The sequence below is a fragment of the Streptomyces sp. NBC_01451 genome, assembly GCF_036227485.1.
Classification (GTDB): domain Bacteria; phylum Actinomycetota; class Actinomycetes; order Streptomycetales; family Streptomycetaceae; genus Streptomyces.
The window spans coordinates 8,748,313-8,759,945 of the sequence record NZ_CP109479.1 but is presented as its reverse complement, the minus strand read 5'-3'; the positions used below and the strand labels follow the sequence as shown (position 1 = coordinate 8,759,945).

Sequence of the window (11,633 nt, the reverse complement as noted above, 5' to 3'; positions counted from 1 at the left end):
CAGTGAATGGGAACGTCAACGCCCGGCGCGCAGGCCGACGACCGCGCCCTTGAATTCGAGACTCCGGGACGCCGCCTCAAGGATGTCCAGCACCCGCAGGCCCGCGCGGCCGTCGGTCAGCGGTGCCCGGCGCTGTCTGATCGAGTCGCCGAACTCGTCGACCATGCTGCGCAGCGCCTCCTTCTCGCCGATGGCGGGCGCGACCATGTCTCCGGAGCGGTACGACACGAGCATGTCCCGGCGCTCGTCCGCGCCGATCTCCTGGGGCGCGGACAGGTCCACCCCGCGGTCGAAGATCGCCACGCGCTGGGCGGGGTTGAGGTCGTCCCAGATCAGGGTGCGCTTGGCACCGCCCACCATGGTGGTACGGACCTTGGTCGGCGACAGCCAGTTGACGTGCACGTGGGCGATGGCCCCCGTGTTGAGCTGGAGCGTCAGATAGGCCACGCAGGCCTGTCCCGCGCCGATCGGGTCGGCCCCGTGGGCGGCGACGGCGACCGGCTCGACGTTGTCGGGGAGGATGAAGTCCAGGATCGACAGGTCGTGCGGGGCGAGGTCCCACATGACGTCGATGTCCTTCTGGACCAGCCCGAGGTTGATGCGGACCGAGTCGACGAAGTGGATCTCGCCGAGTTCGCCGGAGCGGACCAGCTCCCTGATGCGGCCCACGGCGGGCGTGTAGCAGTAGGTGTGGTCGCACATCAGGGTGAGCCCGCGCTCCTCCGCCTCGGCCACCAGGCGCACCCCGTCGGCGTAGGTCGCCGCGAGCGGCTTCTCCACGAGGACGTGCTTGCCGGCGCGCAGGGCGGCCAGGGCGATGTCGAGGTGGGTCCCGGCGGGCGTGGCCACGGCGATGGCGTCGACGGTCGGGTCGGCGAGTACGGCGGCGTAGTCCGAAGTGGCCTGGACGGTCGAGTAGCCGCCGAGGACCCGCTGGGCCCGGTCCACGTCGAGGTCGCACAGCCAGCGCAGCCGGAACTGCTCGCTGGCCTGGAAGTTGCGTACGAGGTTGGGACCCCAGTAGCCGGCCCCGACGACCGCGATCCCCAACGGCTCCGTGCCCTGCGTCACTTGGTTCCTCTTCCGTCGGTCCATCAGTAGGCCCCCGTTCCGCGCACCACCGCGGACCCGGTGCGCGCCAGGATCTCCAGGTCGAGACCCATCGACCAGTTGTCCACGTATCCGAGATCGAGCCGGACCGCCTCGTCCCAGGGCAGGTCGGAGCGTCCGCTGACCTGCCACAGCCCGGTTAGGCCGGGCTTGACGAGCAGCCGGCGCTTGACCTCCGGCGTGTACTCCTCCACCTCCTCGGGCAGCGGCGGACGCGGGCCGACGAGCGACATGTGGCCGCTGATCACGTTGATCAGCTGCGGCAGTTCGTCGAGCGACGTGCGGCGCAGCACCGAGCCGACCCGGGTGATGCGCGGGTCTTCCTTCACCTTGAACAACAGTCCGTCGCTGTTCTCGTTCAGGTGCTCCAGTTCCGCCCGGAGCGCCTCCGAGTCCGGCCGCATGGTGCGGAACTTGAACATGGTGAACTGGTCGCCGTACCGGCCCACCCGCTGCTGCCTGAACAACGTCGAACCGGGACTGTCCAGCCGGACGATCAGGGCGATCAGCAGCATGGGCAGCGCGAGGAGGGCCAGGAGCGCCGCCGCGAGCGCACGGTCGAGCAGCTCCTTGGGCAGCCGGGAGATCCGGGTCAGGTTCGGGGCCTCTATCCGCACCAGCGGCACCCCGTTGGTGGGGCGTACGGCCAGCCGGGAGGCGGACACGTCGGTCAGCACGGGGGCCAGCAGGAAGTCGACGCCCTGCACGGCGGCCGTCCAGGACATCCGGCGCAGGACGGAGGCGTCGGCGCCGGGGACCGGCACCACCACCACGGTGCCGATGCCCATGACCCGGACCACGTCCTCCATGTCCCCGATCCCGCCGAGGACGGGGAGCCCCAGCTCGTGGATCTCCGACCGGTTCTTCGGGTCGCTCAGGCACACCCCGGCGACGTGCAGTTCCTGTGAGCCGCCCCGGCGCAGTACGGCTACCAGTTCCACGATGCCGCGTGACGGCCCGACCAGGAGGGTCGCGCTCCGGTCCCGCCCGCGGGCCCATCTTCGGTGCAGTCGGCGCCGTAGTGCGTAACGGCCCGGGATGGCGATCACGGCAGTCGGCACCGCAGCCATGACCATGTCATGGAGAAGACCCTCGTCGTGCGCGAAGACGTAGTGCGTGCCCGCGGCCAGCGCCGGCAGCACGAGGGCGCCTCGGAGCACCCGTCGATACTCCTCGGTCCCCAGCCCCAGGGCGGTGCGGTCGTAGGAGCGATGGGCGGCCATGACCGCGATCCACATCGGAGGCAGCACCAGAGCCACCGCCCAGCGGCCGTACAGCGCGTGGATCAGGAAGCCGGCGGCAACGGCCGCGAGGCCGTCGGCGACCAACAGGGTGATCCGGTATTTGCGATCCCAACGTCTTCGGCGAGCTTCCGGAGTCCTGCGTTCCACAACCAGTTGCTCATGCGTGACCTCAATGGCCATGCTCCCCCCACCACATGCGCGGCTACCCCCCGATCGAAGTGCCCTCCACACAGCGACACTGGAAAGCGAGGGAGCGTCAGCGGTTCCCCAACCGCCTCATGCCCCCCAGCATGCTTTTGCCTACAAGTTCAAATTCGTGCAAAAAGCCACACCGTGACATGAAGTCAAGGACAGTTCCCCACCCAAACCGGTCCGGCGGCACTCAATCTAGACCACCAAACGCAATCACGGGAACGGTTGAACGAAACACACATCGCATTAGTGACACTGACGGCATACTGCCCACGTGACGAGCATCGTGATCCCGGCCCACAACGAGGCACAAGTCATCGGCCGACTCCTCGATTCGCTGGTGGCCGACTCCGCCGACGGCGAGACCGACATCGTGGTCGTGTGCAACGGCTGCACGGACGACACCGCGCGGATCGCGTCCGCCCGCGGACCGCACGTCCGCGTGGTCGAGATCCCCACCCCCTCGAAGCACGCCGCCCTGCGCGCGGGAGACGACCACGCGCGCGGCTTCCCCCGCATCTACGTGGACGCCGACGTCGTGATCACGGGCGCGGACGTACGGGCACTGGTCGAGCCGCTGAACGACGACACCTCGGACATCCTGGCCACCGCCCCCGAGCGGCAGATCCCGCTGACCGGCTGCGGCTGGCGGGTGCGCGCCTACTACCGGGTGTGGCAGCGCCTCCCCGCCGTGCGCGAGGGGCTGTTCGGCCGGGGCGTCATCGCCGTCTCCAAGGCAGGGCACGCCCGCATCGCCGCGCTGCCCCCGCTGATGGCGGACGACCTCGCCGCGTCCCTGGCGTTCGCCCCCCGGGAGCGGCTCGTGGTCGGCGGGGCCGGTGTCGTCGTCCACCCGCCGCGCACCTGGCGGGACCTGATGAAACGGCGGGTCAGGGCCGCGGTGTCCACCGCCCAGGTGGAGCAGCAGCAGGGCCCGGAGGAGGCCTCGGCGCGCACGAGCGTGGCGGATCTGAAAGCCCTGGTCCGCAGGGATCCGAAGCTCTTCCCGAGTGTCGTAGTCTTCCTCGCGGCGGCGGTCGCCGCCCGGCGGGCATCCAGAAAGGCCATCCGGGCTCAGGACTTCGGTACCTGGCTACGGGACGAGAGCAGCCGGCAGAACTGATCGCACCGCACCTGGAGTTCTCGATCATGTATCTCACCGACCGTTCCGCCCCCGCGCAGGCGGACACCGAACAGGGCCGAAGACGCGGCCCCGGGCACAAGGTCGCCCCGGTCGTGCTCGTGCTGGGTTCGGTCAGTCTGATAACCGACATCTCCTCGGAGATGGTCACCGCTGTTCTGCCGCTCTACCTCGTCACCACTCTCGGTTTCACCCCGCTGGTCTTCGGCACCCTCGACGGTGTCTACAACGGCGTCAGCGCACTCGTGCAACTCACCGGCGGCCACCTCGCCGACCGGGTGCGCAACCACAAACTGATGGCCGGGCTCGGGTACGGCCTGTCCGCGCTCTGCAAGCCGCTGCTCCTGCTCGTGAGCAGCATCGGCGCCCTCGGCACGGTCCTCGCCCTCGACCGGACCGGCAAGGGCCTGCGCACCGCCCCGCGCGACGCGATGATCTCCCTGTCCACGCCGTCCGAGAGGCAGGGCCGCGCGTTCGGCGTGCACCGGGCGATGGACACCACGGGTGCGATGCTCGGCCCGCTGGCCGCCTTCTTCATCCTGCGCGCGGCGACCGACGGCTACGACGCCGTGTTCGGCGTGAGCGCGTGCGTCGCCGTGCTCGGTGTGCTCGTACTAGTGCTGTTCGTACCGGGCAGAAAGCGGCTCGCGCAGCCGGACGAAGCGGGTGCGGCGGACGTCAAGCCGCCCGTGCGCGTTCGCGAAGCGCTGGCGCTGCTGCGTCTGCCGCGGCTGCGGGCGCTCGCGATCTGTGCCGCGCTGCTCGGCCTGACCACGGTCAGCGACGCCTTCGTCTACCTGCTGCTGCAACGGCGTGCGGGTATCGGCGACGAGTGGTTCCCGCTGCTGCCGCTGGGTACCGCGGCGGTGTTCCTGCTGCTCGCCGTGCCCCTCGGCGCGCTGGCCGACCGGATCGGGCGCCGCACCGTGTTCCTCGCCGGGCACGTGAGCCTGCTCACCGGCTACGCCCTCCTGCTGTGGGCCCCGGCCACGCCGGCCCTGCCCTTCCTCGTACTCGCCCTGCACGGCATGTTCTACGCGGCCACCGACGGCGTACTCCCGGCCGCCATGGCCGACATCGTGCCCGAGCAGCTGCGCGCCAGCGGCCTCGCCATCGTCGGGACCAGCCAGGCGCTGGCCCGGTTCTGCTGCTCGCTGGCCTTCGGCGCCGCCTGGACGGTGTGGGGCGACGGCCCGGCACTGGCCGGATCGGCGGTCGGTCTGCTGTGCTGCGCGGCTGTCGCGGGCATGGTGCTCCGGCCGAGCGGCGAAACCCGATGACCACCACCACAGTCACAAAGTCCCAGGGATCCACATGACATCGCTGCGCCGTCGCCTGCTCATACTCGTCACGGGGGTGCTGATCCTCTCGGGCGTGGCAACCGCCGTGGTCCTGCACGCCGCCGACCGCGCGGATCAGGCGAACCGGGCGCAGCCGGGCGGCCCCGCCGTCAGCACGGGCAGGCTGACGCTCGACCAGAAGAGCCGCCTGACGTTCGTCAACGCCGCCGCCGGCCCGCACCGCACCGCGGTCGCCTCGGTCCCGTCCACGGACCCCGGAGCCGGCCGGACCGCCTCCGACCTGAAGTGCGCCCGCTTCTACGCGGCGGCCGGCACCGGTATCTGCCTCCAGTCCGTCCCCGGTGTCCTCAAGCAGAGCAACCGCGCCCTCCTCCTCGACGCGAACCTCCGCACCCTGCGCACCTATCCGCTCGCGGGCACCCCCAGCCGGGCCCGGGTCTCGCCCGACGGCCGCTTCGTCGCCTGGACCGTCTTCGTCTCCGGCGAGTCCTACGCCTCCGCCTTCTTCTCCACCCGGACGTCGATCCTGGACACCCGCACCATGCGGCTGACGCCCAGCCTGGAGACGTTCTCCATCACCCTGGACGGCAAGCCCTACCGCGCCTCGGACGTGAACTTCTGGGGCGTCACCTTCGCCTCCGACGACGACACCTTCTACGCCACTCTCAACACCGCCAACAAGACCTACCTGGTGCGCGGTTCGCTCGCCGGGCGCAAGGTCACCACGCTGATCGAGAACGTGGAGTGCCCCTCGCTCTCCCCGGACGGAACGCGTGTCGCCTTCAAGAAGCGGGTCCTGTCCCGTACCGCCCTCTGGCACGAGTACGTCCTCGACCTGGCCACGCTGAAGGAGACGGCACTCGCCGAACGCCACAGCGTCGACGACCAGGCCACCTGGCTCGACAACAGCACCGTCGCCTACGCCCTGCCCACCGACGGCAAGGTCGGCAGCAGCGACCTGTGGACCGTACCCGCGAACGGCACGGGCAGCCCGCGCCTCCTGATCGCGGGTGCTTCCTCCCCGGCGCCGCTGTAGACGGCGGCCGGCGAGCCCGCCCGCGTCCAGGTGGGCGCGGGCTGGCTCGCCGGGGTCAGCGGGTGCCGCGGTCGCAGGAGAGGTCGGTGATCCGCACCGCGTCGGCCATCGCCTGCATGCCGGTGTCGTTGGGGTGCAGGTGATCGCCGTTGTCGAAGAACGGCAGGATCCGCTCGTGGTCGTAGGGGCTGCGCAGGACGCGGTCGAAGTCGGCGACGGCGTCGAACTCGCCGCCGGTGCGGATGAATTCGTTGACCTCCCGGCGTACGGCCTCGGCCGGCGCGTCCCACTCGTACCAGCCCTTGAACGGCCCGACCGTGGCACCCACGACGCAGACGCCGGCGGTGTGGGCGCGGTCGATGATCCGGCGGTAGCCGTCGATCAGGTCCGCGGCCGTGACTCCGGTGCGGGCCTTGATGTCGTTGACGCCCTCGAAGAGAAGGACCGTGCGTATGCCCGGGTGGGAGAGCACGTCCCGGCGCAGTCTGTTCAGGGCGCTCCGCCCGGCTCCGTCCGCCAGGACCTTGTTGCCGGAGATCCCCTCGTTGGCCACCCCCTCGATGTCCGTCCCGGCGGCTGTCCGGAGGCGGCGGGCCAGGTAGTCGGGCCAGCGGCGGTTGTGGTCGGCGGTGGACTGCCAGCCGTCGGTGACGGAGTCGCCCAGAGCGACGACCGCGCCGACATCCGGGCCCGTCCGTACGGTGACGGCGTCCAGGTAGAACCAGGAGCCGCTGGTGCCGGTCCAGTTGGCCGGACCCTCCTCCGCCACGTGGTCGCCCGCGGTGGTGTAGGACGTCTGCATGGCCATGCCGTGACCCGTCGCCGGGCCGCCGGCATCGGTCACGTACAGGCTGACCACCAGCGAGGTCGCGGCCGGCAGCCGTCCGGGCAGCGGATCACTGAGCACGGTCCCACCGGCGGGTACGGTGACGGCACTCTCCCCGCCGAACGCCAGTGACCGGTTACTGCCCCTGACCAGGGCGGCACCCTCCTTCTGCACGCCCGCGTACGCCCGGCCGAAGGTCAGGGGCCGGTCGCCGAAGGCGTTGGACAGGCGGACGCGCAGGTGGGTGCCGCCGACGCTGGTCCGTACGACGAGCCGGTAACCCCGGTTCGGGGCGGCCTCGCCGAGCCGGTCGGCGCTCGCACCCCAGGTGACGGTCTCGTGCGTCGCCGTGTGCGCGGGAGTCGTGGCAGGGGCTGCCGTCGCCGACGCGGTCAGCAACTGCGCGGAGGCGGTCAACGCGACGACCGTCAGGGCGAGTCGGCGCAGCATGCCCGTGACGCGGACGACATGGTGAGTCACCTCGTCACCGCCCGAGGCCGCGAAGCGTCACGGACCGGCCGGGCGACAGGGTGAGTCTCCGTCTCGTCGCCCCGTACGCCAGCGTGGTCGTGCGCCCGCCGACGCTCGTCACCGTGACCTCGGTCGGTCTGCCGTCCTGCCAGCTCAGGTCCACCGTGAAGCCCCCTCGTACGCCCACTCCCGTGATCGATCCGGACCCGGCCCAGGCGTCGGGCAGCGCGGGCAGCAGTTCGACATGGCCGGGGCGTGAGTACACCAGCATCTCGATCATCGCGGCGGGCGTGCCGAAGTTGCCGTCGATCTGGAAGATGCCGCGGCCCTGCTCGACCTGGTAGATGTCGAACAGGTTGGGCGCGGTGCCGTTGCTGCCGCCGACGGAGGGCCGCAGGTTGTTCACGACGAGCCGGTAGGCCCTGTCGGCGTCCTTCAGACGGGCCCAGCACAGGCCGCGCCAGGCGTTCGCCCAGCCGAAGCTCTCCATGCCGCGCGCGGTGAGCAGCGCGGTCGCGCCCTCGACGATCTCCTCGGGCGTCGAGCCGTCCGGGCGGATGCGGTCGCCGGGGAACAGCTGGACGAGCGGGGACAGGTGCCGGTGGGTGGTCTCCCCCAGGTTGTCGGGGGACATCCACTCCTCCAGCCAGCCCGTCCGCGGGCTCACCTGCGGCAGCCGGAGCCGTTCCTGAAGCCCCGCGACCGTCCGGGCGTACGCACTGTCCCTGCCCAACACCTCGCACGCCGTGCGGTAGTTGGCGAACAGGGCCCAGACCAGTTCCTGGGCGTAGGTGATGCCCTTGGCGTCGAGCGGGCCGTGTTCGGGCGACCAGTCGCTGTCGGCGACGAGGACCTCCCGTTTCTCACCGGTGACCGGGTCCATGACGGTAGTGGTCAGCAGCCTCGCCTCCCAGAACTCACAAGCCCCTTTTAGCATCGGGTGGATACGGGCGAGGTGGTCGCGGTCCTGGGTGAACTCGTAGTGCTCGTAGAGGGAGTTGCACAGCCAGGCGTTGCCCGCGGGGTGCCACCACCAGCCCATGCCGCCGTGGATGTTGGTGGATATGGCGACGGTCCAGCCCGCGATCCTCCCGCTGGAGTTGCGGTAGCGGTTGCGGGGGTCGTTGAAGTGGGTGCGGGTGAGTTCGGTCCACGAGGGCAGCTGGGCCAGGCAGTAGTCGGTGAAGGCGTCGAAGCAGTCGGGCAGGGCGGCCCGGTCGGCCATCCAGTAGTTCATCTGGAGGTTGATGTCGGTGTGGTAATCGCCCATCCAGTCGGGGTCGTTGCCGTCCAGCCACAGGCCCTGGAGGTTCAGCGGCAGACTGCCGCGCGAGCCGGCGATCATGAGGTAGCGCCCGAACTGCAGGTAGGACGCCTCCAGTTCGGGGTCGGGCATGCCATCCGTGTGGCGTGCCCTGATCCGCTCCCACGTGTCCAGGCCCCGTTGCAGCGCGGTGGAGGTGCCGAGCGACACGTCCATGCGCTCGAACAGCCGCCGGTGGTCTGCGACATGGGTGTGCAGCAGGATGCCGGCGGACTGCCTCGCCGCGTCGAGGACCTTGGTGCGGGCGAGCTTTCGGGGGTCGAGCGACGGATCGCGGTAGTCCTCGGCCGCGTCGGGCGCGTAGTCGGTGCCGCCGCTGACGATCACCGTGAGGCTCCGGCAGTTCCGGAAGGAGATCCGCGCCCCGTCGACGGCGACGGTTCCGCCGCTGCCGTACGCGGTGACGGCCGCCCCGTACCGCAGCCGGTTGGGCGACTCCGCGCCGAAGGACAGGTAACGGCCCGCCGCTACGCCCGTGGTGGTCTCCTCGTGGGTGCCGTCCAGGGCGATGTCGCCCGTGTAGTGCCCGCCGCCGTCCTGGGTGAAGTGCACGACGACGACGTCGTCGGGGGCGCTGGCGAACACCTGCCGCCGGTACGTCACACCGGAGCGCACATAGGAGGCGGTGACCAGGCCCTGGCGGAGGTCGAGGGCGCGACGGTAGCCGGAGACGGCCGAGAGGTCGTGGTCGGGTATGCCGACGGTCAGCTTGCCGAGCAGGGTGAACGACCCGAAGTTCTCGCGGGCGTAGGGGAACTGGCCGTCGTCGTCGAGGGTGGCGTTGCGTCCCCCGGTCCACATGGTGGCGTCGGTGATGAACAGCCGTTCCCGGCCAGGGTCGTTGCTCACCAGCGCCCCGAGGCGGCCGTTGCCGACCGGGAGGCCCTGGGTGATCATCGAGCCGTCGTCGGCGGGCGCCTGCCACCACAGTTCGGTGGAGTCCCCCTCGGGCAGCATCGGGGAGCGGGTGGGTCTCGCGGGTGCGGCGGAGGCGGTGAAGGCGGGGGCCCCGCCGAGGGCGGCGAGGGCTCCGGAAACGGCGGCGAAGGAGAGAAGGCCGCGGCGGCCGGGGAGGGGCCGCGGCGAATCGGGGCGTGGGGTGTCCATGGATGCGCTCCCTTGCGAGTCGGCCGTCAGGACAGGTTGGGTACGTCGACCCGGTCGATGTCCGGGGCGTAGCCGTCCCCGCTGTCGAACGTGATGGTGTTGGCGCCGGCCTTCAGGTCGAGCGGCACACTCACCGTCTCGACGGTCCCCCAGTCGCCGGTGGAGGGGAACCTGTGGCTGGTGGCCCCGCCGCCGTTGGCGGAGATCCGCACGGACCGCGCGTCACCGCTGACATAGGCGATGTCGACGACGTAGCGTCCCGCCTTCGCGACCCGGACGCCGTTCACGGTGAGCTTTCCGCCGACGTAGAGGTTGCCGACCTTCTTTCCTCCGGAGCAGGCGCCGCAGTCGGCCACCGAGGCGTTGCCGACGAGGGTGCTGGTCGCCGCCTCCGCCTCGTAGGCCGTCTTCGTCACGGCCGGGCCCTGCGGGGTGACGGTGAACAGCCGCGAGCCGTGGGTGGGCAGCGCCTGAGTGACCTTGTCCTTGTAGGTGCCGAGGTTCTCGTGGTTCCACAGGTCGCGGACCTTGGCCTTGCCGGAGAAGCCGAGGGTGGACCAGTCGGCGGTCACGGACGCGGGCGCGTTCCCGAGGTTGAACAGGGCGACCGTGAAGGTGCCGTCGGGGTTCCTGGCCGCCCAGACCTGCTGGTCGTCGGAGGGGGTGAGGGGCCTGGCGGGCGGGCTGGCGCCCTGGTTGACCGCGATGACCTCCTTGTTGGTGAGCAGGGAGAGCCCGTAGGAGTCGAGGCGCGTCAGGTCGTCACCGGTGTAGAGGGGCGACTTGGCGACGGCCCACAAGGTGGCGTAGCTCTGCCGTTCGGCCTTGGTGAGTCCGTCCATCTCGCCGTTGCCGACGTTGAGCGAGTCCAGGTCGTTCCAGCCGCCGGGGCCGGCGTGACGGGTCCAGGCCGGGGTGTCGTCCCAGCGGTCCTCGACGGAGTTCTCCCAGGTGACCAGGGTGTTGCAGTAGCACTCGACGTCGGTGTCGATGCGCCAGCCGTCCGAGTACCGCTTCCAGTCGGCGGCATGGCCGATGTCGAGGGACCAGGACAGTTCGAGGTGGATCGGCCGTCCGGTGGCGGTGATCGCCTTCTGCCAAGCCGCGACGTCGGCAACGTTGTCGTAGTTCTCACCGCTCTTGAACGAGCCGGGACCGACACCGTCCAGCTTGAGGAAGTCGTAACCCCAGTCGGCGAACAGCCGCGCCTGGGAGTCGACGTACTTCTGGGCACAGGGCCGAGAGAAGTCGATCTTGTACGCGCTGTCCCACCCGTTGGTGGTGCGCAGGTCGCCGTGGACGATGTCGGCGGTCGTGCAGTCCCCGGCGTTCCAGAGGGGAACCCTGCCCTCGCCGTACGCCTCCTTCTCCAGCCCGACCGGCAGATAGATTCCGGCCTTCAGCCCCTTGGCGTGGAGGTCGTCGGCGACGGCCTTCATCCCGCGGGGGAAGCGCCCGGGATCGGCGGCCTGTCTGCCGTACTGGTCGAAGCGGGGCTTCCAGCTCATGTCCCGCCACCAGCCGGCGTCGATGTTGACGTACTCGTAGCCGTACGGCTTGAGCCTGGTGGCGAGGGCGTCGGCCTGCTTCATGACGTTCTTCTCGGTCAGATAGCTGTAGTCGCCGTCCGGGTTGAGCCCCGGATACCTGGACGACTGCATGCTCCAACTCGTCCAGCCCATGTACGGCCGGCCCGTCGGCGCCGGGACGGCGTCCGCGACCGGGGTGGCCGTGGCGGCGGGGGTGAGTGCCGCCAGGGCGGCGGTCAGGGACAGGACGAGCAGTGCTCTGCCGGTGCGGCGGGCACGGTGGGGGGACAACCGCATGACTGATGACCTCCGGGTCGGTGAAGGACGTACGGGCTTTGCGGGTGCGGGAACG

At 70.5% G+C, this 11,633-nt stretch carries 8 protein-coding genes; 3 read left to right on the top strand and 5 right to left on the bottom strand.

The genetic code is table 11. The features are described 5' to 3' along the window. Nucleotides 1-15 precede the first annotated feature (15 nt). Together OG595_RS38585 and OG595_RS38580 are read right to left on the bottom strand one after the other, a co-directional pair. Nucleotides 16-1,071, bottom strand: coding sequence for a Gfo/Idh/MocA family protein (locus OG595_RS38585; RefSeq protein ID WP_329280421.1), 1,056 nt, complete (start codon nucleotides 1,069-1,071; stop codon nucleotides 16-18). 23 nt (nucleotides 1,072-1,094) lie between these two features. After that, complete coding sequence (locus tag OG595_RS38580; RefSeq protein WP_329280419.1) at nucleotides 1,095-2,534, bottom strand: sugar transferase; 1,440 nt, start codon at nucleotides 2,532-2,534, stop codon at nucleotides 1,095-1,097. 286 nt (nucleotides 2,535-2,820) lie between these two features. Here OG595_RS38580 and OG595_RS38575 point away from each other — a divergent pair, with 286 nt between their 5' ends. Genes OG595_RS38575 through OG595_RS38565 form a run of 3 tightly spaced genes read left to right on the top strand, consistent with a single transcriptional unit; the run spans nucleotide 2,821 to nucleotide 6,024 of the window. After that, nucleotides 2,821-3,669: a glycosyltransferase gene (locus OG595_RS38575; RefSeq protein ID WP_329280417.1), complete on the top strand. Its 849-nt coding sequence runs from the start codon at nucleotides 2,821-2,823 to the stop codon at nucleotides 3,667-3,669. A gap of 26 nt (nucleotides 3,670-3,695) precedes the next feature. Continuing rightward, complete coding sequence (locus OG595_RS38570; protein ID WP_329280415.1) at nucleotides 3,696-4,967, top strand: MFS transporter; 1,272 nt, start codon at nucleotides 3,696-3,698, stop codon at nucleotides 4,965-4,967. Nucleotides 4,968-5,001: 34 nt separating this feature from the next. Beyond that, nucleotides 5,002-6,024: a TolB-like translocation protein gene (locus tag OG595_RS38565; protein WP_329280413.1), complete on the top strand. Its 1,023-nt coding sequence runs from the start codon at nucleotides 5,002-5,004 to the stop codon at nucleotides 6,022-6,024. 55 nt (nucleotides 6,025-6,079) lie between these two features. Here the strand turns inward: OG595_RS38565 and OG595_RS38560 are convergent, their stop codons facing one another. Genes OG595_RS38560 through OG595_RS38550 form a run of 3 tightly spaced genes read right to left on the bottom strand, consistent with a single transcriptional unit; the run spans nucleotide 6,080 to nucleotide 11,578 of the window. Further along, nucleotides 6,080-7,300, bottom strand: coding sequence for an SGNH/GDSL hydrolase family protein (locus OG595_RS38560; RefSeq protein WP_443073382.1), 1,221 nt, complete (start codon nucleotides 7,298-7,300; stop codon nucleotides 6,080-6,082). Nucleotides 7,301-7,334: 34 nt separating this feature from the next. Next, entirely contained in the window at nucleotides 7,335-9,752 is a 2,418-nt protein-coding gene (locus tag OG595_RS38555) for a glycoside hydrolase family 95 protein (RefSeq protein WP_329280411.1), read from the bottom strand. A gap of 26 nt (nucleotides 9,753-9,778) precedes the next feature. After that, the gene (locus tag OG595_RS38550) at nucleotides 9,779-11,578 is read right to left on the bottom strand and encodes an alpha-galactosidase D (protein ID WP_329280409.1); all 1,800 of its coding nucleotides are present in this window, start codon (nucleotides 11,576-11,578) and stop codon (nucleotides 9,779-9,781) included. Between the last annotated feature and the right edge of the window lie 55 nt (nucleotides 11,579-11,633).

Excerpts from the sequence above, each read along its gene's own strand:
- OG595_RS38565 (WP_329280413.1), top strand. The coding sequence starts at position 5,002 with ATGACATCGCTGCGCCGTCGCCTGCTCATACTCGTCACGGGGGTGCTG.
- OG595_RS38560 (WP_443073382.1), bottom strand. The coding sequence starts at position 7,300 with ATGCTGCGCCGACTCGCCCTGACGGTCGTCGCGTTGACCGCCTCCGCG.
- OG595_RS38550 (WP_329280409.1), bottom strand. The coding sequence starts at position 11,578 with ATGCGGTTGTCCCCCCACCGTGCCCGCCGCACCGGCAGAGCACTGCTC.
- OG595_RS38555 (WP_329280411.1), bottom strand. The coding sequence starts at position 9,752 with ATGGACACCCCACGCCCCGATTCGCCGCGGCCCCTCCCCGGCCGCCGC.
- OG595_RS38570 (WP_329280415.1), top strand. The coding sequence starts at position 3,696 with ATGTATCTCACCGACCGTTCCGCCCCCGCGCAGGCGGACACCGAACAG.
- OG595_RS38580 (WP_329280419.1), bottom strand. The coding sequence starts at position 2,534 with ATGGCCATTGAGGTCACGCATGAGCAACTGGTTGTGGAACGCAGGACT.